Source organism: Acidaminobacterium chupaoyuni (assembly GCF_047936785.1).
Taxonomy (GTDB): domain Bacteria; phylum Bacillota; class Clostridia; order Oscillospirales; family Butyricicoccaceae; genus Acidaminobacterium; species Acidaminobacterium chupaoyuni.
This window is the reverse complement of sequence record NZ_CP176394.1, coordinates 825,635-846,996: the sequence shown is the minus strand read 5'-3', so window position 1 is coordinate 846,996 and position 21,362 is coordinate 825,635. Positions and strand designations below refer to the sequence as shown.

20 protein-coding genes and 1 riboswitch are annotated in these 21,362 nt (G+C 53.8%); of the genes, 7 read left to right on the top strand and 13 right to left on the bottom strand.

The features are described from left to right. The first annotated feature begins 16 nt into the window (after positions 1–16). The 3 genes from ACJA3I_RS04040 to ACJA3I_RS04030 are packed head-to-tail and all read left to right on the top strand — an operon-like array spanning position 17 to position 3,587. Positions 17–586: a haloacid dehalogenase-like hydrolase gene (locus tag ACJA3I_RS04040; RefSeq protein ID WP_458863491.1), complete on the top strand. Its 570-nt coding sequence runs from the start codon at positions 17–19 to the stop codon at positions 584–586. 28 nt (positions 587–614) lie between these two features. Beyond that, the gene (locus ACJA3I_RS04035; RefSeq protein WP_458863490.1) at positions 615–2,012 is read left to right on the top strand and encodes a serine hydrolase domain-containing protein; all 1,398 of its coding nucleotides are present in this window, start codon (positions 615–617) and stop codon (positions 2,010–2,012) included. Positions 2,013–2,015: 3 nt separating this feature from the next. Further along, positions 2,016–3,587, top strand: coding sequence for an N-acyl-D-amino-acid deacylase family protein (locus ACJA3I_RS04030; protein ID WP_458863489.1), 1,572 nt, complete (start codon positions 2,016–2,018; stop codon positions 3,585–3,587). A 218-nt stretch (positions 3,588–3,805) separates the two neighbouring features. Here the strand turns inward: ACJA3I_RS04030 and ACJA3I_RS04025 are convergent, their stop codons facing one another. From ACJA3I_RS04025 to ACJA3I_RS03985, 9 genes are all read right to left on the bottom strand, one after another. Further along, complete coding sequence (locus ACJA3I_RS04025; protein ID WP_458863488.1) at positions 3,806–4,996, bottom strand: iron-containing alcohol dehydrogenase; 1,191 nt, start codon at positions 4,994–4,996, stop codon at positions 3,806–3,808. 366 nt (positions 4,997–5,362) lie between these two features. Then, positions 5,363–5,575, bottom strand: a complete 213-nt coding sequence (locus ACJA3I_RS04020) for a hypothetical protein (protein ID WP_458863487.1) — start codon at positions 5,573–5,575, stop codon at positions 5,363–5,365. Next, positions 5,572–6,816: an AI-2E family transporter gene (locus ACJA3I_RS04015; protein WP_458863486.1), complete on the bottom strand. Its 1,245-nt coding sequence runs from the start codon at positions 6,814–6,816 to the stop codon at positions 5,572–5,574. Before ACJA3I_RS04015 ends, ACJA3I_RS04020 begins: the two co-directional genes overlap by 4 nt. 404 nt (positions 6,817–7,220) lie before the next feature. Further along, entirely contained in the window at positions 7,221–8,057 is an 837-nt protein-coding gene (locus tag ACJA3I_RS04010) for a hypothetical protein (protein WP_458863485.1), read from the bottom strand. Between the two features lie 136 nt (positions 8,058–8,193). Beyond that, positions 8,194–8,604 (bottom strand): DUF3592 domain-containing protein, encoded by a 411-nt coding sequence (locus tag ACJA3I_RS04005; protein WP_458863484.1) that lies wholly within the window; start codon positions 8,602–8,604, stop codon positions 8,194–8,196. Positions 8,605–8,621: 17 nt separating this feature from the next. Beyond that, on the bottom strand, positions 8,622–8,825 hold the full coding sequence (locus ACJA3I_RS04000; protein ID WP_458863483.1) for a DUF896 domain-containing protein: 204 nt from the start codon (positions 8,823–8,825) through the stop codon (positions 8,622–8,624). An 11-nt stretch (positions 8,826–8,836) separates the two neighbouring features. Further along, entirely contained in the window at positions 8,837–9,178 is a 342-nt protein-coding gene (locus ACJA3I_RS03995) for an arsenate reductase family protein (RefSeq protein WP_458863482.1), read from the bottom strand. A 189-nt stretch (positions 9,179–9,367) separates the two neighbouring features. Further along, the gene (locus ACJA3I_RS03990; RefSeq protein WP_458863481.1) at positions 9,368–10,975 is read right to left on the bottom strand and encodes an amidohydrolase; all 1,608 of its coding nucleotides are present in this window, start codon (positions 10,973–10,975) and stop codon (positions 9,368–9,370) included. 10 nt (positions 10,976–10,985) lie between these two features. Then, positions 10,986–12,350, bottom strand: a complete 1,365-nt coding sequence (locus tag ACJA3I_RS03985) for an APC family permease (RefSeq protein WP_458863480.1) — start codon at positions 12,348–12,350, stop codon at positions 10,986–10,988. Between the two features lie 95 nt (positions 12,351–12,445). Beyond that, positions 12,446–12,614, bottom strand: a riboswitch (Lysine riboswitch). 186 nt (positions 12,615–12,800) lie between these two features. Between ACJA3I_RS03985 and ACJA3I_RS03980 the strand changes: the two genes are divergently transcribed. Then, positions 12,801–13,700, top strand: a complete 900-nt coding sequence (locus tag ACJA3I_RS03980; RefSeq protein WP_458863479.1) for an RluA family pseudouridine synthase — start codon at positions 12,801–12,803, stop codon at positions 13,698–13,700. Positions 13,701–13,871: 171 nt separating this feature from the next. Here ACJA3I_RS03980 and ACJA3I_RS03975 read toward each other — a convergent pair whose 3' ends face one another. The 4 genes from ACJA3I_RS03975 to ACJA3I_RS03960 are packed head-to-tail and all read right to left on the bottom strand — an operon-like array spanning position 13,872 to position 17,361. After that, on the bottom strand, positions 13,872–15,041 hold the full coding sequence (locus ACJA3I_RS03975; RefSeq protein ID WP_458863478.1) for a sodium ion-translocating decarboxylase subunit beta: 1,170 nt from the start codon (positions 15,039–15,041) through the stop codon (positions 13,872–13,874). Positions 15,042–15,055: 14 nt separating this feature from the next. Beyond that, on the bottom strand, positions 15,056–15,493 hold the full coding sequence (locus tag ACJA3I_RS03970; RefSeq protein ID WP_458863477.1) for a biotin/lipoyl-containing protein: 438 nt from the start codon (positions 15,491–15,493) through the stop codon (positions 15,056–15,058). 2 nt (positions 15,494–15,495) lie between these two features. After that, positions 15,496–15,966 (bottom strand): OadG family transporter subunit, encoded by a 471-nt coding sequence (locus ACJA3I_RS03965; RefSeq protein ID WP_458863476.1) that lies wholly within the window; start codon positions 15,964–15,966, stop codon positions 15,496–15,498. Positions 15,967–15,981: 15 nt separating this feature from the next. Next, entirely contained in the window at positions 15,982–17,361 is a 1,380-nt protein-coding gene (locus ACJA3I_RS03960) for an oxaloacetate decarboxylase subunit alpha (RefSeq protein ID WP_458863475.1), read from the bottom strand. 234 nt (positions 17,362–17,595) lie between these two features. Between ACJA3I_RS03960 and ACJA3I_RS03955 the strand changes: the two genes are divergently transcribed. The 3 genes from ACJA3I_RS03955 (at position 17,596) to ACJA3I_RS03945 (ending at position 21,349) form a co-directional block, all read left to right on the top strand. After that, the gene (locus ACJA3I_RS03955; protein ID WP_458863474.1) at positions 17,596–18,018 is read left to right on the top strand and encodes a YwiB family protein; all 423 of its coding nucleotides are present in this window, start codon (positions 17,596–17,598) and stop codon (positions 18,016–18,018) included. A gap of 39 nt (positions 18,019–18,057) precedes the next feature. Continuing rightward, a complete protein-coding gene (argS, locus tag ACJA3I_RS03950; RefSeq protein ID WP_458863473.1) occupies positions 18,058–19,749 on the top strand; it encodes an arginine--tRNA ligase in 1,692 nt (563 codons plus the stop codon). Positions 19,750–19,843: 94 nt separating this feature from the next. Next, a complete protein-coding gene (locus ACJA3I_RS03945; protein ID WP_458863472.1) occupies positions 19,844–21,349 on the top strand; it encodes a S41 family peptidase in 1,506 nt (501 codons plus the stop codon). Positions 21,350–21,362: the final 13 nt, after the last annotated feature.

The following is a 21,362-nucleotide window of genomic DNA, read 5'->3' as shown; positions in this document are numbered from 1 at the left end:
GAAAGGCAGAGACCCGATGGATATTATTTGCTATGACTTTGATAAAACAGTTTATCACGGCGACAGCAGCACCCATTTCACCCTGTGGTGTTTGCGCCATTATCCCAAAACATGGCTGCATCTGCCCGCTATGGCGGGATGGAGCCTGCTTTACGCCTGCAAAATCGTGAAAAAAACGCTGTTCAAATCGCATTTGTTCGGCTATCTCAAATTTTTATCCGATCCTCAAAAATCGGTCGATCTTTTTTGGCAAAGCCACGAACAAAACCTGAAGGCTTGGTATCTGGCCAAAGATCATTCGCGCGATGTCATCATTTCCGCTTCGCCCACCTTTCTTTTAGAAGGCGTTTGCCGCCGTTTGGGGGTTCTTTCGCTTTTGGCCACCCCCATGGATCCCCGCACAGGGCGCATTCACGGCGAAAACTGTTGGGGAGAAGAAAAGGTATGCCGTTTGAACGGCTGGAACCCGGATAGTCATCTTCTTGAATTTTATTCCGATTCTTATTCCGATACACCGCTGGCGCGCCTGGCTGATAAAGCGTTTCTGGTGGAAGGTGATTTATTAAAGCCCTGGGAAAAGTTTTAACCGGTATTTTAATAGGGAGGTTATCTATATGGAAAAGGTTTTTGAAAAGGCCATCGAGCAGATCCGCAGGCATTACGGCCTTGCGGGCGGCGCTTTTGTGGCAGTGAAAAACGGCAGGGTCGTCGCCAAAGAATGCTTTGGTTACGCCGACATCGAGCAAAAACGCCCCATTACCACCCGTTCTTTTTTTGATATCGCCTCGTGTTCCAAAGCGTTCACCACATTTTTGGGCGCCCAGCTTTGCGACGAAGGCAAAATGGATTGGGATCTGCCTGTGCGCACCTGGTATCCCGGTTTCCGCATGATGGATGAATATGCGGCCGCCCACCTGACCCCGCGCGATATGGCCTGCCATCGCAGCGGCCTTTCGCGCCATGATCTTGTGCGCCGCGGCGTGCTCACCGATCGCGCCGATTATGTCAGCCGCATCGCCTATTATCCCCTTTCCGCCGGATTCCGCGAAAAAATGCAATATCAAAACCAGATCTACGCGGCTTTGGGCTATGCCGAAGAACAGATCACCGGCCAGACATGGGAAGAAATGGTCACCCGCCGCATTGCCGAACCTTTGGGCATGGAAATCGGGTTCCGCGGCATCAGTGATCTTGCCGGGCTGGATGCCGCGCTGCCTTATGCCGAAGATCACGGTGTTCCCCGCCGCGCTTCCTATAACATGTGCTGCGCCAACAACCCCTGCGGCGGCATCAAAACCAATATCGACAGCCTGGAACATTGGGTGATGATGCTGGCGCAGCATGGCGAATATCAGGGCAAACGCCTCATTTCAGAAGCCCAGTATCAACAGCTGAAAAAGCCCAACATCTATATGGGCGAGATCGGCTTCAACCAAAACGACAAGCAGCGCTGCTATGCTTTGGGCTGGATGCCTTCCGTTTATCAGGGCCGCCGCCTTGTTTCTCACGGCGGTTCCATCGAAGGCTTCAACAGCAATGTGGGCTTCTTCCCCGATGAAAGAAGCGGCTATGCCGTTTGCGTGAATACCAACGGTTCCGGCGCGCAGGAGATCTTGAAATATATGCTTTGCGATCTGCTGTCCGGCGATTTGAAGGCGGATTACACCGATCTTGTGGAAAGTTATCATGACCACGCCGTTTCGATGGATTCCCAGGTGGAGCATCTGGAAAAGCTGCCGGTATCGGCCGAAGAAAAGGCAAACGCCGTGGGCCATTATTATAACGACGGCTACCACGACCTTTATATCGTTGAAAATCAGGAGGGCGGCCTTCGCATCAATTATGCCGATGTGCACGCCGATCTTTATAAAAGCGCGGATGGTCGTTTCCTCGGCTGGTTCGAAGCGCAGGGCGTGTTCGCGGATGTGCGCTTTGATGCCGATCACCGCGGCGCAGTCATCAGCCTGAGCGAAGCCTATTCGCCTTCTGTTTTCAAAAAGCTGGAGGCATAGATCATGTTTGATGTGATTTTACGGGGCGGGAAACTGATCGATGGCACGGGCAACCCTGCCTTTTCCGCCGACATAGCTTTTCAAGGGGAAAAAATCGCTTTCATCGGCTGGCTTCCGCCCGAAACCGAAGCCGCCAAAATCATTGATTGCCGCGGCAAAATCATCGCCCCCGGTTTTATCGATGCCCATTCCCATTCGGATGTCACCGTTTTTTCTCATCCCGAAAGCTATAATAAAGCCGCCCAGGGCATCACCACCGATATCAGCGGCATGTGCGGCACTTCCAACGCGCCCCGCGACCCGGCCATGCTGAAAATCGAAGAAAAACATCACGGGCAATCCATGCCCTATCTTGCCGATTACGCCGCCACCATGGAACACCTGAAGGCCTTGCCGCTGGGCGTCAACATGGGTCAATATGTGGGCCATGGTTCTTTGCGCAGCATCGTTTGCCGGGGCGACCAGAACCGCCCGCTCACCCCAAAAGAGCTGGATGCGCTTTGCGGCCTTGCCGGCGAAGCGATGGATGCAGGCGCCGTGGGCGTCAGCTTCGGGCTGATCTATCCCCCGGGAAGCTACGCAGATCTCGAGGAGCTTTCGGCGGTGGCGGCCTGCGCGGCCAAGCGCCATAAATCCTTCAGCGTGCATATGCGTTCGGAATCGTTCCGTCTTGTGGAATCGGTGGAAGATATGATCGAAGTTGCCCGCCGCAGCGGCGCAAAAGCGCTGATTTCCCACCACAAGGCCAAGGGCCGCGAAAACTGGAACAAGAGCCGCCAGACCCTGGCGCTGATCGAGCGCGCCAACGAAGAGGGCCTTGAAGTAGGGCTCGACCAATATCCTTTCGCCGCCAGCGCCACCTATTTGGGCGTTTACATCCCCCAAAAATTCCAATCCGGCGGCCGCGCCAACACGCTCAAGCTGCTGCGCGATCCTGCCATGCGCCGCGAGATCCGCGCCGAGATGGAGCGGGTCAATCCTTTTGAAGAAAGCAACTTCCGCTGCGCGGGCTTTGATGGCACAATGGTTTCGCGCAGCCCCGCTCATCCCGAATGGGAAGGCAAAACCATGGCCGAGATCGCGACGCTGCAAGGGAAAGATCCCTTTGATGCAGCCTTTGATCTGCTGCTTGACGATGAATTGGATACCGACGGCATCTATTTCATGATGAATGAAGCCGACATCATCCGCATCATGCAATATCCGCGCACGATGGTGGGCACCGATGGCGGCGGCATTGCCCCCGGCCAGATCACCCATCCGCGCATTCTGGGCACATTCCCTCAGGTTCTGGGCCGTTATGTGCGTGAACTGGGTGTGCTCCGCCCTGAAGAGGCCATCCGCAAAATGACCAGCCTGCCCGCCAATTTCTTCGGGCTGAAACACAAGGGCCTTCTGAAAGAAGGCTTCGACGCCGATGTGGTGGTCTATGACCCCCAGACCATCGCCTGCCTGAGCGATTATCATCATAACCGCCCCAACGCAGGGCTTTCTGCCGTTTATATCGGCGGGAAACAGGTGGTTTCCGAAAATCTTTTCGTGCAGAGCGGCGCCGGCAAGCTTCTGCTGCTGTAACACAATATCTATCAAACGGCCCCTGCGAAGCGCTTTTTTGCTTCGCAGGGGCCGTTTTTTCGCTGTTTTCTCTGCCGGCGGCAGTGGCTTTTTTCTCCATTCTTCTGCGCTGACCGCCGAAAAAGCGCGAAGAAGCGCGGCAGATCTGCCGCGCTTCTTCGCATTTTATGAGAGAGATTGGGATAATCGGATCTATCTGGTTTATTAGATCAGCAAAATTAGAAATTGATCTCTTCGCCGTAATAGCAGGCCTTCAGCAGTTTTTCCATTTCTTCCTGTGTGGGAATTCTGGGGTTGCTGCCTGTGCAGGCGTCGCCGATAGCCAGTTCCGCCACCTTCGGCAATTTTTCCATAAATTCTTTTTCATCGATGATGCCGCCCTCATAATTCTTGATGCAGCAGGGAATATTGAGTTCCTTGTTCATCTTGCCAAGTTCGGCGATCAAAGCATCCACCAGCTCTGCGTTGGTGCTGCCCTTCAGATCGATGAAACGGGCGATCTCCGCATAACGCTGCGCCGCTTCTTCATTTTTCGCGTTGAATTTGATGACCTTGGGCAGATACATCGCGTTGGCGCAGCCATGAACGATGTGGCCGCCGGTGTAGGCAGCGCCTGTTTTGTGAGCCATCGAGTGAACGATGCCCAGCAGCGCGTTGGAAAACGCCATGCCGGCCAGGCACTGGGCGTTGTGCATTCTATCGCGGGCTTCCATACAGCCGTTATAAGAAGCGATCAGGTCGTTATGGATCATCTTGATCGCGTGTAAAGCCAGAGGATCGGTATAATCGCAATGCAGGGTGGAAACATATGCTTCAATGGCGTGGGTCATAGCATCCATGCCGGTGAAAGCGGTCAGCTTCTGGGGCATTTTTTCGGCCAGTTCGGGGTCAACAATGGCCACATCCGGGGTGATGTTGAAATCGGCCAGCGGATATTTAATGCCTTTTTTATAATCGGTAATCACGCTGAAAGCAGTCACTTCGGTGGCTGTGCCGGAAGTGGAAGGAATGGCGCAGAAATGTGCCTTTGTGCGCAGGGTGGGGAAATTGAAGGGGATGCACAGATCTTCAAAAGTCACTTCGGGATATTCATAGAACGCCCACATGGCTTTTGCCGCATCGATGGGGGAACCGCCGCCCATGGCAACGATCCAGTCGGGCTGGAATTCGCGCATCTCTTTGGCGCCGCGCATCACGGTATCCACAGAAGGATCGGGTTCGACATTTTCAAACAGATAGACTTCCATGCCCGCTTCTTTCAGGTTGTTTTCCACTCTATCCAAAAAACCGAACCGTTTCATCGAGCCGCCGCCCACAACAACGAATGCCTTTTTGCCCTTTAAATTCTTCAGTTCATCGATAGAGCCTTTTCCATGATAGAGATCACGAGGAAGTGTAAAACGAGCCATAATATTCTACCTCCGTACAAAATATGTGATATCGCCCTGATCGGGCGTTTTTTGTGGTTTGGTGTCAAAAAAAACAAACGCACCGGTTTGATGGCGCAAACGCGCTTTGCCTTGTTTTTCCGGCATTTTGTTATTTTTTTAACCAACATCCTCATTATACTTCCTTCCCTTATTTTTGCATATCGGAAAGATATACAAATCTTTGTTATTTTTGTGTCAATATTTCACAACAATTTTGAACGATTTGCAAACTTCCCGTTTTCCGCTGTTTTTTGACACATCATAAAAATAGCCCCGAATCATTTTTGTGTTTCAATGATTCGGGGCCATTTTATTGGGTATGCGTTTTCGGGTTCTTGCCGCCGTTTATTCTTTGGGCAGGTTTTCTTTTAATGATTCATCCACTTCCACAAAGGGTTCTTCGGCGTTGATGGCATCACGCTTTTTACGGCGCACCACAAAAGCAACCAGCGCGATGGCGCCGGCGGCCACCGTAAGCACAGATGCCACCACCACAGCCGCCATCATTTTGCAGCCGGGCTTCTTTTTGCGGTTTTTCTTTCCTTTTTGATTTCTCATGCTTGACCCTCCTTCGAGCCGGATGAAATATTTTTCTTTTTCCTGATTCTATGTTCTTTTGCCGCGGGCGCCGCCATCTTCACCAGGGCATGATAGCGATCGCCATAACGGGCCAGCAGCCGTTTATAAACTTCTTCCCGCAGCAGCGAATACAGCACAGAGCAAAGGGGAATAAAGATCAGCATCCCGGGGATGCCCATGGCGCTGCCGCCCACTGTGACAGCCACCAAAACCCAGATGGAGGGAAGCCCGACGCTGCCGCCCACCACATGGGGATAGATCAGGTTGCCTTCGATCTGCTGGAGCACCAAAAACAGCACCAGAAACCAGAGCGCTTTGATGGGGCTTTCGACAAAAATCAGGAAAACGCCCATCAGGCAACCCATAAAAGAGCCAAAGACGGGGATCAATGCCATCAGCGCAATAAACACGCCGATCAAAAGCGCATAAGGGAATTTCAGCAGCGACATGGAAACAAAAAACATCGTGCCCAGAATCACCGCTTCCACGCATTGGCCCGAAAGGAACCGTGAAAAAGTGTGCGCGGCCATGGAGCAGATATAGAGCATGCGGTCGGTGAATTTTTCAGGCAAAAACGCATAAAGCATCAGTTTTGTCTGGCGGCCCAGCTTTTCTTTTTGAAGCAGCACATAAAAAGAAAACACCAGCGCCAGGAAGAATTTCACCATGAAGCCCACCACGCTGCTGGCCACGCCGATGGTGGAATTGAGAAAATCGCCGCCGCTGTTTTTCACGAAATTCAGCAGCTTTTCACTCATCGATTGCCAGTCAACTTCTTTTTGCAGCTGTAAGATCTTTTCGGCCACTTCGGGATAACGGCCATAAAGCCCAAAGGCCCATTTTTGAACGCGGGTGGAAAAGGTGGAAAAACTATCGACCACCGAAGACGCCGTGGTGGCGATTTGCGGAATCAGCAAAAAGCTGACCCACACCAGAATGCCCAAAACCAGCAGCACGGTCAGCACAAGGCTGATGGGGCGCTTGAGCTTTGCGGCTTTTTTTGATTTCATCCATCGCGAAAGCAGCTTGTTTTCCAACGCGGACATGGGCACATTCAAAATGAACGCGATGCACAGCCCCAGCAAAAAGGGGAACACCAGCGCGAACCCTTTGCTGATGACGGCCATGACCCCGCTGAAATTGATCATCCCCGCCAGCAGCAACACCGTGAAGGTGATGATGCCCAGAATCGTTTTGATATTCTTTTTATTCAGCTCCATCAAGAAAACTCCATTCCGCAAATGCAGCCGCTTTTGCTTTTTATTTTAGTTTCGGCAGTATGGGCCGTTTTTATGATTCTATTGATATAAAGTGGCCATCGCCGCAGGCGGGCCGTGAAATTTGGTATAATAACTGCTTTGCGGTTATTATACCATGCGTGCGAAGCACGAATGGTATAAAGTGGCCATCGCCGCAGGCGGGCCGTGAAATTTGTATAATAACTGCTTTGCGGTTATTATACCATGCGTGCGAAGCACGAATGGTATAAAGTGGCCATCGCCGTAGGCGGGCCGTGAAATATGGTATAATAACTGCTTTGCGGTTATTATACCATATTTTCACACAAAATCCACTCTTTCCCCGGGCCGGCGCGAAATCTTTTCATGTGGCCGCGGCGGCGTTTTCAGCGCCTGCGGGGCGGCTTTGCCGGTTCCGCTTTTCGCGTGGGGATGAATCTGCGCACGAATTTGCCGCTTCCCCTGCCTTTGATATAAAACATGCCGATCACCGAAAACACCAGCGCGCCGATGAAATTCACGATCAGATCGGCCATGGTATCATGCAGCCCCACATCCAGATAACCGCCCAGATTCCATTCTTCGCCGTTGACGCTCAGGGTCTTCACGGGCACAGTCACCGGAACATTCCGCCCCTGCGGGTTCAGCGCCACCGAGGTAACTTCCTGCAGCACTGTGTCTTTCTGCATATCCATCTTTAAAAAGACATCCGCACCGAATTCATAAAATTCCCAAAGCACGCCGATGGTCATGGAAAAGCAAAACGCGAAAAGCGCCACGAAAAACGGCGACATTTTAATGGCGAAACGCTCGCTGCGGTTCAAAATATCGATCAGTGAAAACCCGATGGCCGCCATCAAAAAACCGTTGATGGTGTGCAGCATGGTATCCCAATAGGGATAGGTCAGGTAATATTCGCGGATCTCGCCCAAAATTTCGGCCGAAAAAATAAAAAGCAGGATGATGACCTCTAAAGTGTCGGGCACATCGATCTTCAGCCTGCCTTCAACAAAGGCGGGAATGGTGAACAGCACCAGCGTCAGCAGGCATAAAAACACATTGTTATAATCCCCGTTGAAAAACTGGGCGATCATCACGGCGATCACCATGACGCGCAAAATGATATAGAGGGCCAGCATGCCCTTCTTTTCCGCTGCCGCCTGCTTCCATTGTGTGCGAAAAGGCACCCGTTCTTTTTTTTTCTTCTTTTCCTGTTTTGCCATCTCGTTTCCTCCCAACCGTTTTTCTGCACCGTTTTCGGGCGTCCGAGCCCGCAAGCGCCGCCGTTTCGCAAAAAGGCGGATAGCCTCTGCCATCCGCACTTTTATTTTCTATTTCAGTTTTCGGCAAGCTGTGTTTTCAAACGAACAGAAATTCTTTGAGCAGCAGGCCCGCCCCCGCGGCCACAAACACAGCGCCCGCCAGAAAAAGCCGCTTTGCCGCGCGGCTCAGCCCTTTTCCGCCCCCGGCGACCACCGTTTCGCGGCGCGGGTCATAGGTGATCTCCACCGGTTCGTTTTCTTGAAAACGCTGCCAACCTGTGCAGGCGCCGGCCGCGATGCGCCTGGTTTCGCCGTTATATTCGAATTTCACCACCGGCTGATACATGGCGCGGCCGTTTTTTCCGTGGCGGCGCACCACTTCGCAAACCTCGGCCGGCAGCTCTATGCAGCGGCCAAGGCTTTTTTTTCGATAAAGCCTTAAGAAAAACGCCATCGCCAGCAGCAGCACCCCCGCCGCCAGCAAAAAAAAGGCAAGATATGTTTTCATGGCTGCCCCCTTGCTGCTCAGTTTTTTCGTTTCAGGGGTTTCCGGTTGCCTTGTTCATCTTCGATCACGGTGTGTTCCAGCTGATCTCTTAAATTCTTTTTCACGCTGTCGATATAGATGCGCCGCAGCAGATCGCGTTCGGCAATCTCTTCTTCCGAAAGCTCTTCCTGCCGGGCTTTTGCCGCCAGTTCATTGATGCGTTTGATGGTATCGTCGATCATGGTTTCCTCCGTTATTCCCACTGGGCCCAAATTTCGGGCTGATAGCCGATGGTGGCTTTTTTTCCGTTGCGCACGATGGGCGTTTTAAAAAGCCCCGGGTTTTCCAGCAGCGCCCGCTCCACATCCACTTCATAGGCCAGATAAGCGATGTTCAGCCTTTCATAATCGCGGCTTTTTTCGTTGATGAGCGCCTGCATCCCGCCCACGGCCTGTTTGATGTTGCGATATTCGCCTTCGCTCATGCCGAAGCGCGGCAGATCGATCATCTGATAGCGGATGCGCCGCTCTTTGAAATAGCGTTCCGCTTTTTTGGTATCAAAACATTTATTGGCGCCGAAAATTTGAATATTCATTGATTGCTCCTATAGATTCCGCCGTTTCGCGCAGAAAAGTTTCTTTTCTGCCGCGGTATGATTATATCAAAAACAAAAGGGCGATACAACCATAATTCCCGTTTCTTTTTCACCGGGCGACGAAAAAGGAGGGCGCCGCCGCTTTTTCAGCGCCGACGCCCTTCTGTTCTTCTCTGTTCGTCTGATCTTTCAGGCCCGATAAACGATGTTTCCGCCCATCATGGTCATCAGCACTTTTGTTTTCAGAATCTCTTCTTCGGGAACATGGAAAATATCCTGATCCAGCATTACAAGATCGGCCAGATAACCCGGCTGCAGGCAGCCCTTCTTCTGTTCTTCAAAAGAATTGTAAGCGCCCGCTTGGGTATAATGCTCGATGGCCTGCCAGATATCCACCTTTTCTTCGGGAACGAAGCCCTCTTTGGGCTGCTGTTTCAAATCGCGGCGGGTCACGGCGCAATGGATGTTGGCGATGGGATCCATATCTTCCACGGGGGAATCGGTGCCATAGGAAACATGCAGCCCCAGCTGATCCATGGTATGGAAGGCATAGGAGGTTTTCGTCAGCTCCGGCCCCACGCGGTCTTCGCAGATATGCATATCATAATGCAAAAAGATCGGCTGCACCAGCGCGTGGATATCCATTTCGGCAAAACGCTTCAGCAGCGCTTCATCGGTGATCTGGCAATGCACGATGCCGTGTCTGTGGGGGTTTTTCCCGTCACAGATCACCGTGGCATAAGCATCCAGCACCATTTCGATGGCTTTGTCTCCGATGGCGTGAACCGCCACCTGCATCCCGTTTTCATCGGCCAGCTGCACCAGTGCGTTCAGTTGATCCTGCGTTAAAGTGGCGATGCCCTTTGTGCCCGGCGCGTCGTGATATCCCCGGCGCATCAGCGCTGTGCGGGCGCCCAGCGAACCATCCACAAACAGTTTGAGGGGCCCTGTTTTCAGCATATCGCTGCCGCGGCCCGTGTTGTGGCCGGCGGCCAGATAATTCTTCAGCAGCTGCGGTTCCATCAGGCAGCTCTGCATATAAACGCGCACCGTGCTTTTGCCGCTTTCGGCCAGATGGCCATAGGCATTCAGCACTTCTTCAAAATCTTCGCCGCTCACATCATTGGTCTGCACCGAAGTGATGCCCTTTGAAGAAGCATAGGCCATGGCGGAAGCGATCAGCTCTTCAAGCTTGGCCTGATCGGGTTCGGGCATGATGGCATAGATATGCCCTTTGGCGTTTTCTCTGACAACGCCGTTCGGATAGCCGTCTTCACCCAAATCGAAGCATCCGCCTTCCACCTGCGGAAGGGCTTCCCACACATGGGCGGCTTGCAGCGCATAAGTGTTGCAGACCAGAATATGGCCGCAGGCGCGGGTGAAGATCACGGGCCGGTCGGCGGCGACCTTATCGAGATCGCGGCGGTCGGGCAGGCGGCGGTCTTCAAAATAATCCTGGTTCCAGCCCCAGCCCGCCAGCGCTTCGCCTTCCGCCAGCGCATGGGAAGCCAGAAAAGCCCGCCCGGCTTCCAGCATCTCTTCCACGCTTTTGCAGGAATACAGGTTGACCGTCAGCAGGTTTTTGCCCACATGCATCAGATGCTGGTGCGAATCGTTAAAGCCCGGCAAAATCGTTTTGCCGCCGGCATCGATCACCTCGGCCTGCTGTGGGGCAAGCTTCTGCATCTCTTCATCGGTGCCCACGGCGCGGATGATCTCGTTTTCGATCAGCGCCGCCTGAGCAAACTGTTCTTTTCCCTGATAAATTTTCGCATTTTTGATCAAAACCGTTTTCATATCGTTAACCTTACGCTTTCTGATTCTTTTTCTTAAAGAAGCCGTAGCAGAGCAGCCCCACTGCCGGCACGCTCATGCCGATCAGCGCTGTGATGGGATCTTCCATCAGGGTGTTGACCATCAGGCCGATGAAGATCAGCAGCGTGATGACGATGGTCACGGGGTAACCCCACGCTTTATAAGGGCGTTCCATGTTGGGGAATTTTTTGCGGAAAATAAACACCGCGCCGATGGTCAGCACATTGAAGAACATGCTGGAGAAAATGACGAGGTTCGTCAGCTGGTTCAGATCGCGCATCATCACCAGAACGATGGAGATCACGGCCTGCACCAGGATCGAAGTGGTGGGGGTGCCGTATTTGGGGTGGAGCTTCGCAAAGGATTTAAAGAAATATCCATCCTTGGCCATGGCGTAATATTGGCGCGGGAACACCAGAATGCAGCCGTTGAGCGAGCCGAAGATCGCGGTTGCCATGGCGATGATGACCACGATCTGGCCAAAATTGCCCATCACGCTTTTCGCCGCTTCGGTGCCCAGATAAAGGTTGTCTGAAGCGATCATCGAAGAGATCTGATCGAAGGGGATCACGCGGTAAATGGCAAGGTTGAACAAGGTATAAAGCAGCGTGCAGCCCACGATGGCGATGATGATGGCGCGGGGCAGATTCTTTTTGGGGTTTTTGATCTCTTCTGCCACGGTGTTCAGGTTTGTCCAGCCTTCATAGGCCCACAGAGAAGCCACCGTTGCGAAAGCGATCATGCCGATCAGCGCGCCGAAAGAGGGGTTGGAAGTGGGCATGATGCTGAGATTGGGGCTTTGTTTGCCCGCCACGATGCCCAGGATCATGATGAGGAAAATCGGGGCGATCTTCGCCACCATGAAAATATTCGAAACCACTGTGCCGGCCTTGACGCCCACATAGTTCACCGCCGTCAGCACAAGGATCAGCGCAATGGCGATCAGCTTCACCGTCATATCGCTCATGGGAACAATGCTGGTGAACACTTTGGGCAAAGCGATGGCGATGGCCGCGATAGAGCCCGCGCCGCCCAGCAGCCAGCTGGAAAAGCCGCTCATAAAGCCCACCGCGGGGTGATAAGCTTCGCTGAGGTAAACATAGGTTCCGCCCGCCTTGGGCATGGCCGCGCCCAGCTCGGCAAAGCAAAGCCCGCCCAGCAGCGAAACAAGGCCGCCGATGATCCATACCAAAAGGGCAAGCCCCATGCTCATATCGCTGCGCTGCAGCACATAAGAGCCCAGATAGAAAATGCCGGAACCGATCATGATTCCGCCGATGATGCTGACGCCGCTGAACAGGCCGATCTCTTTTTTAAAGCCACCCTGCGCCGGCGTCGTGGTTTTTTTGCCGCTCATTTGTGATTCCTCCTCAAATTCATTGGTCGGCCTCTCAGCCGCAAGCTAAAAAAAGACTGCATCTATCGATGCAGCCCTTCATGGTTTAACAGCTTTTCATCAATAGCGCCTCTGCTCATCTAAGCAGGAGTCTTGACGATTTTTTCATCAAGCCCAACCACACGCCGCGCCCGGCCTGCTGTTTCGGCGGTCACACCTTTCAGCCGGGATCATCAAATGCCTTCTCCCCCGCTTACTCTTCATTTCCGCGCCTCTATCCGTCTTTTCACTTGTGCTGTTAGCATATCATACCCGCCGAAGCTTGTAAAGGCAAAATGCAAATTTATTGTAAACACCTGATCTTTGGAGTACAATAAAAACAGCTTTTTGCTGTTCCATATCGATCGTTTATACGCTTAATCATGCTTTTTCGATAGATTTTGCCATTTTTTTATTTTTTTGGGGGGAATTATGCGTCTTTCTTTTTCTCACCGCGCGGAACAGGCCGAAGAAGGCCAGCGCATCGCAACTGTTTTAAAACACCGCTTCGGTTTTTCCACAGCCCTGCTGCGGCAGCTGAAGCTTTTGCCCGACGGCATTTTGCTCGATGGCGAACGCGCCTTTGCCAACCAGCCCGTGCGCGCGGGGCAGCGCATCACCTGCCTGCTTCCGCCGGAAGAGGTTTCTTCCAACATTCTGCCGGTGGAAGGGCCGCTGACCATCGTTTATGAAGACGAAGCGCTTTTGATCCTCGAAAAGCCCTGCGGCGTGGCCGTTCATCCTTCGCAGGGCCATTTCACCGACAGCCTGGCAAACTTTGTGGCTTTTGAGATGCAGCGCCGCGGCGAGCCCTTTGTGTTTCGCGCCGTCAACCGCTTAGATCGCAATACTTCGGGGCTGATGGCCGTTGCCAAAAGCGGATATATTCAAACGCGGCTGATCGAACAGCTGAAAACCGGGCAGCTCCATCGGGAATATCTGGCCATCTGCCAGGGTCGCCCTCTGCCGCCCTCGGGATGCATCTCAAAGCCGATCTTAGACCTGCCCAAAACGCTCAAGCGCGTGGTGGATGAGCATGGCGCGCCCGCCGTGACCCATTATGAAACCCTGGAAACCCGCGCGGGCTTCAGCCTTTTGCGCCTTTGGCTGGAAACCGGCCGCACCCACCAGATCCGTGTGCATATGGCATCCGTCGGCTGCCCCGTGGCGGGTGATTTTCTTTATGGCAATGAGCTGGCCGCCCTTTCGGGCCATGCCCTCCATTCGGCCTCGCTCTCTCTGCTCCACCCGCTCAGCGGTGAAACGCTCTGTTTTCAAAGCGCCATGCGCCCCGAAATGGAAGCTTTCTGGCGATCGCTGCCGAACGCGTGATGTTGCTGCTTATGGCAAAGCCGGAAGTTGGATAAACGCTTCCCCGTTTTTCCCAAAGCCGCTTCTGCCCGTTTACCGCTTTTCTTTTGCTTTCAAACAAACGCTTTTCCCCATAGAAAAAGGCTGTATTTCAAACGAAATACAGCCTTTTTTATGTCCTTTTCCTGCGGTTTAAGCGCCGAAAAGCTTCAACAGGAAGCCCGCCGCCACCGCGGAGCCGATGACGCCGGCCACATTGGGCCCCATGGCATACATCAGCAGATAGTTGGATCTATTGTATTTTTGGCCTTCCACATTGGCAACACGCGCCGCCATGGGCACCGCCGAAACACCGGCCGCGCCGATCAGCGGGTTGATCTTGCCTTTTGTGATCTTGCAGAGCAGTTTGCCGAAAAGCACACCGCCCGCGGTGGAGAAGGCAAACGCCGTGAGCCCTAAAAAGATGATCATTAAGGTCTGCGGCTTTAAGAAAATGGCGCCGTCGGCGCTGGCGCCCACAGAAGTGCCCAGCAAAATCGTGACGATGTTGCAAAGCGCATTCTGCGCCGTATCGGAAAGGCGCTCGGTCACGCCGCATTCACGCAGCAGGTTGCCAAGCATCAGCATGCCGAGCAGCGGCACTACGGAAGGCAGCATCATGCCAACGATGATGGTCACCGCGATGGGGAAAATAATCTTCTCTTTTTGAGAAACCACGCGGCCCTGGGTCATTTTCACTTTGCGCTCTTTTTCTGTTGTCAAAAGGCGCATGATGGGCGGCTGGATCAGCGGGATGAGCGCCATATAGGAATAAGCGGCCACTGCAATAGGCGCCAGCAGTTCGCTGGCCAGTTTGGTGGTCAGGAAGATGGCCGTCGGCCCATCCGCGCCGCCGATGATCGCGATGGAAGCCGCCTGCTGCGGCGTGAACTGAATACCGGGAAACACATAGCCCATGGCGATCGCCAAAACAAACGCCACATAGATGCCAAGCTGGGCCGCAGCGCCCAAAAGCAAGCTGGCGGGGTTTGAAAGCAAGGGGCCGAAATCGGTCATGGCGCCCACCGCCAGGAACACCAGGCAGGGGAAAATACTGCTTTTTACGCCTTGGCTGAAAATATAAAACAGCCCGGCTTTTGTAAACGGTTCGCCATCGGGCGGCGGGCTCATCAGCCCGCCCAGGGGCAGGTTCACCATCAACATGCCAAACGCAATGGGAAGCAGCAGCAGCGGTTCAAATTTCTTCACAATGGCCAGATACAGCAGCACACAGGCTACCACGATCATAATGGCCTGCTGAACCGTCAGCGCCGCAAACCCGGAATCCATTACCAAGCCCTTCAGAGTTTCGAGCATATTCATTTGTCGGCCCTCCCTTACGCAATCACGAAGAGAAGATCACCTGTGTTGAGTTGTCTGCCTTTTTCTGTTGCCACCTGTGCGATGGTTCCATCGCAGGGGGCGGTAATTTCATTTTCCATTTTCATGGCTTCGATGATGCTCAGCACATCGCCTTCTTTCACGGCCTGGCCTACCGCTACTTTCACTTCAACAACCGTTCCGGGCATAGGCGCTTCCACCTTGGTGCCGCCGGCAACAGGCGCGGGAGCCGCAACAGGCGCAGGAGCCGCAACAGGTGCGGGGGCTGCAACAGGCGCAGGAGCCGCAACAGGCGCGGGGGCTGCAACAGGTGCGGGGGCTGCAACAGGCGCGGGAGCCGCAACGGGGGCATCGGTGACAGAAGCTAAGATCGCCTGTCCCTTTTCGACATCCACTTCATAATTCTTGCCGTTTAAAGTAACAACATATTTCATTTTTATTTTCCTCCCACAGATTCATCCAGTTCTTTGATCGATTTAAAGCGCAGGGTGTTCAGCGGCGCGCCCAGCTGATCGGCCACAATCGCCATCAGCATCGCGGCGGTTTTATCATCCACATGGTAAAAATCGCATTCGCCTCTCGATTCCGTCTGAGGCAGAACGGCCTGCACGCTGACAGTAGCCGCCATCACCGGGGCCGAAGGCGCAGGCATCACAGCGGGGGCAGCGGCCGCCATGGGGGCAGGCATCGCCGCGGGAACGGGGGCCGCCGCGGGGGCGGGCATCGCCGCAGGCGCAGGGGCTTTTGCCGCTTTGGAAGCGTTCGACATCTGGATCACTTTCGACAGCAGCAAGATCAAGATCGCCAGCAGCGCCAGCACCGCCAGCACCACCACAATGCCCAGCAGCGCCACCACAAGCGATTCGCTCAGGGTGATCTGTGTGATTGCAAGTTTTGCTTCTAACATTCTGTTCTATCCTCCTTAGCCGATCTGGCGGATGACATAGGATGCGGTGTTCTTTTCCTTATCGGCGCGCTCCTGCAGGAACTTTTCCGCGATCTGCGGGAAAGCCACATAAGAAAGCACATCCTCATCCGATTTCGCCAATTCGCCGATCTCTTTTTTTGCCTTTTCAAAGCCCGGCTCCAAGGTATCCGCAAAGCGGCATTCCAGCGGCTTTTCATCGCCCATCACCTTTTTCACCAACTCTTCGTTCAGCTGGCCGGGGGCGCGGCCATATTCGCCGCGGATATAAGCCTTGATCTCTTTTGAGATGTTTTTATAACGCTCGCCCAGCAGCACATTGGTGGCCGCCTGAACGCCCACCATCTGGCTGGAGGGGGTGACCAGCGGAGGATAGCCCAGATCGGCGCGCACGCGGGGCACTTCTTCCAGAACTTCCTGGAAATGATCCAGCGCGTTCTGCGCTTTCAGTTGCGCCACCAGGTTCGAAAGCATGCCGCCGGGAACCTGATAGACCAGCGCGTCGGTGGCTGTGCCCATAACCAGCGGGTTCAAAAGGCCGGTTTCCAGCGCTTTATCGCGGATGGGCTTGAAGAAATCGTTGATCTCTTTCAGAAGCTTTTCATTCAGGCCGGTTTCATAACCGAACTGTTTCAGGGTGTAATTCATCGATTCGGTGGCGGGCTGAGAGGTGCCGCCCGACATGCAGGAAATGGCGCAATCGATGGTCGTGGCGCCGGCTTCCACGGCCTTGAGATAGGTCATGGGGGCAAGACCCGTGGTGCAGTGTGTATGCACAACGATCGGCAGCTTTACATTTTCTTTGATGGCTTTCACCAGGTCATAAGCTTCTTTGGGGCTCATGATGCCGGCCATATCTTTCACGCAGATGCTGTGACAGCCCATTTGTTCCAGCTGTTTCGCCAGCTCGACGAATTTTTCCAGTGTGTGAAGGGGGCTTGTGGTATAGCACAGAGTGCCCTGCACATGGGCGCCCGCCTTGATGGCTTCGTCTACGGCCACTTCGATATTGCGCAGATCGTTGAGCGCATCGAAAATGCGGATGATATCGATGCCGTTTTCCACCGATTTTCTCACGAACATTCTCACGATGTCATCGGGATAATGTTTATAGCCTAAAATATTCTGGCCGCGCAGCAGCATTTGCAGCTTTGTGTTTTTGACCACCTTGCGAATTCGGCGAAGTCTTTCCCACGGATCTTCGTTCAAATAACGCAAGCAGGAATCAAAAGTTGCGCCGCCCCAGCATTCCAGAGAATAATAGCCGGCCTGATCCAGCGTTTCCAGAATGGGCTCGAAATCGCTGAACGGCATACGGGTCGCGATGAGTGATTGGTTTGCGTCGCGTAAAACTGTTTCCGTCATATTGATTTTCATCTTATCTTCCTCCGTCTAAAAATTAGCCAAGTGCCTCTTTTATCAGAATACCATAAATGACAAATAAAAAAAGAACTATTTGTTATTTTTTAATCATTTTATTGAAATTGCTGATTTTTGAACTGTTTCTTTTGCATTTTTGCCGTAATGTGGTATGATATTATAATGTGACGGAATCTGTATTTCCGCCAAATTTCGGGCGTGAAAAAAAGCGCCCCCATCAGGAGTTTTTTCGTGAAAAAAGATGTGATCATTTCTATTTCGGGCCGGCAGGATTACGAAGATCAATCGCCCGAAAAAGTGGAGCTTGTGACAAACGGCCAATATTATCTGCGCGGCGGAAAATATTATATCGTTTATGAAGAAAGCGCCCTCACCGGCATGGAAGGCACCAAAACCACCATGAAGATCGAACCCGACGCCCTGACCATCCTGCGCACAGGGGCCGTCAGTTCCCAGCTTCGCCTTTGCGCCGGCCAGCGCCACACCGCCCTTTACCAATCGAATTACGGCCCGCTGAACATTTCCACCATCACCCAGTCACTCACTTCACAGCTCGGCGAAGACGGCGGGTTTTTAGAGGTGAGCTATGCGGTGGAGGTGGATCATGTATATACCAACACCAACTATCTCAGGCTTGAGATCCGCCCCGCGTAACACCGAAACCGGAAACCATATTTTGGAGGTTATTTTGATATGAACTATGTGATGACCGCAATGGAACAGGCTTCCGACCTGATTCTGAAAGCCTATCATCAGGCCGAAGCACAGGGGCTGCTGCCTTCTCATCCGTTTGATTCCGCACCCGTAGAGGTGCCCAAGGATATCAAAAACGGTGACTATGCTTCCAGCTTTGCCATGCAGGCGGCCAAAAAACTGGGGATGCCCCCCCGCAAGATCGCCGAGGCGCTCTGCGCCAATGTTTCTCTGGAAGGCACGCTGTTTGCTTCCTGCGAGATCGCCGGCCCCGGCTTTATCAACCTGCGCCTTTCCCCCGTTTATTTTGAAAATGTCGTCAAAAATATTTTAGAAGAAAAACAGCATTACGGCCGCACCCCCGCCGAAAAGCCCGAAAAGATCATGGTGGAATTCGTTTCGGCCAACCCCACGGGCCCCATGCATATGGGCAACGCCCGCGGCGGCGTTCTGGGCGACAGCCTTGCCGAAGTGCTTTCCCGCGCGGGCAACGATGTCACCCGCGAATTTTATGTCAACGACGCCGGCAACCAGATCGAAAAGTTTGCCGCTTCGCTGGATTGCCGCTATGAGCAGCTCATCCGCGGCGAAGACAGCCGCGAGTTCCCCGAAGACGGCTATCACGGCGATGATATCCGCGAACTGGCCAAGGCTTTTTATGAGATCAACGGCGACCGCTATTTGCAGGCCCCCGAAAAAGAGCGCCACGACGCGCTGGTGGCTTTCGGTCTTGAGCGCAACCTGATCAAGATGCGCGCCGATCTTGAAAAATACCGCATCCACTATGACAACTGGTTCTTCGAATCCACCCTGCACAACACCCATTATGTGGAAGAGACCATCAATCTGCTGACCGAAAAGGGCGCCACCTATGAAAGCGAAGGCGCGCTGTGGCTGAAGACCACCGATTTCGGCTGCGAAAAAGATGATGTTCTGCGCCGCGCCAACGGGTTTTATACCTATTTTGCGGCGGATATCGCCTATCACCGCGAAAAATTCGAAAAGCGCGGCTTCGACCGCGTCATCAACATCTGGGGCGCCGATCACCACGGCCATGTGGCCCGCCTGAAGGCCGCTTTGGATGCGCTGGGGCTGGATGGTTCCAACCGGCTGGAGATCGTTCTGATGCAGCTGGTGCGCCTGATGCGCGACGGCGAAGTGGTGCGCATGTCCAAGCGCACCGGCAAAGCCATCACCCTTTCCGACCTGCTGGATGAGATCTCCTGCGATGCGGCCCGCTATTTCTTCAATTCCCGCGCCGCCGACACCCATCTGGAATTCGACCTGGGCCTTGCCGTTCGCGAAGACAGCGAAAACCCGGTTTATTATGTTCAATATGCCCACGCCCGCATCAAGAGCATCCTGAAAAATCTGGCCGCCGAAGGCGTGGTGCCTTCCGCCGCCCCCGATCTCAGCCTGCTGCGCAGTGAAGAAGAGATCGAGCTCATCCGCGAGCTGGCCAAGCTGCCCGAAGAGATCCGCATCGCCGCCCGCGACCGGGAACCCGCCCGCATGAACCGCTATGCCACCACCGTGGCGGCCGCGTTCCACCGGTTCTATACCGTTTCGCCCATCAAAAACGCCGAAACCGAAGCGCTGCGCAACGCGCGCCTTGCGCTTTGCAACAGCGTGGCGACGGTGATCGAAAACACCCTTTCCACCTTTGGCGTCACCGCGCCCGACCATATGTAATGTTTTGATACGCGCCGCTGGGCTTTGCCGGGCGGCGCGTTGACGCAAGGCTTCATCCACCCATTGTTCTGCATGAAACAGAGGAGTTGTGACCATGAAAAAACGCATTCTTTCCCTTTTATGCGCCGCCGTTCTGCTGATCGGCCTTTCCATGCCCGCTTTGGCCTATACCCCGCAGGAGCAATATAAAAACCTCAACGAGATCGCCCAGATGATCCGCCAGTATGGGCTGGGCTCTTCCACCAGCGACGACCCCCTGCAAAAGGGCCTTATCACCTTTTTTGAACAAAACCCCGGCGCTTATGAAGCGCTGATGGCTTCGATGCTTTCGAATTATGACCGCTATACCACCTATGTTCCCGCCGGCAGTTATGAAACCACCTACCCCACCAACGCCAGCTATGTGGGCGTTGGCGTCACGCTGGAACAATATGGTTCCGATCTGCGCGTAGCGGCCCTCACAGAGGGCGGCAGCGCCGCCAAGGCCGGCGTGATGGTGGGCGACATCCTTCACATGATCGGCAACACCTCGGCCCACGGCCTTTCCATGGAAAAAGCCTCTTCGCTGCTGCGCGGCGAAAAAGGCACACAGGTCTCGCTTTCCATCAACCGTCAGGGCAAATACCATACTTTCCTTCTGACCCGCAGCTATATCGAAATTTCGAATTTCTCTTCGCGCAAGCTGGAAGAAGGCATCTATTACATGAAGCTCACCCGCTTTGCCGACACCGCCAGCTATCTGAAATTCGTTTTCGCCCTGCAGGAAATGGCCGAACAGCAATCGAAGGTTTTGATCTTTGATCTGCGCGGCAACCCCGGCGGCGAAGTGAACATGGCGCTCAACATGATCAACCGCCTCATCCCCGATAAAGATGTGAATTTCTTCTCGATCTCTTCGCGCAACGGCAACAACACCAAGATCGACACCTATACCTCGGAAGGCATCGGCATCCGCCTCAACAAGATCCTGCTTCTCTGCGATAAAGGCAGCGCTTCGGCTTCCGAGATCATGGTCAGCTCGCTGGGCGATCTGGGCTATGCCGAAACCATCGGCGAAACCACCTATGGCAAAGCCCGCGGCCAATATCACCTGCTGTTCGATGATAATTCCGCCGTGGTGCTCACCGGCCTGCAGCTGATCCCGCCCTCTTCGAAAGATTATGACGGTGTAGGCATCACGCCAAAATATACTGTAAGTAATCAGCTGAAGCTGCATCCCGCCGCGGAATGCGCGCCTGTGCCCGAGCGTTTTCTGAACATCACCAACTGGTCGGAAGACACTCACAAGCTGAATCTTGCCTTGACGGCGCTGGGCTTTTTGAAAAAGCCCGCCGGCGCGGATATGATGGAATTCGATAACGCCACCCGCGATGCGCTCAACGATTTCCGCAGCTATTACGGCATCGCCCCCCAGAATTATCTCGACACCGCCACCGCGCAAAAGATCAACGCCCGCCTGAAAGAATTTGCGGGCCAGAAGGTTCTGGACGACACCCAGCTGCAAAAAGCGCTGGAGCTTGCCCGCGAATATGCCAAGCAGCCGATCCAGTATACTGTGGATAAGCTGGGCAATATTATCAACAACAAGCCCGCTTCCTAAAGGAAAAGGGCGA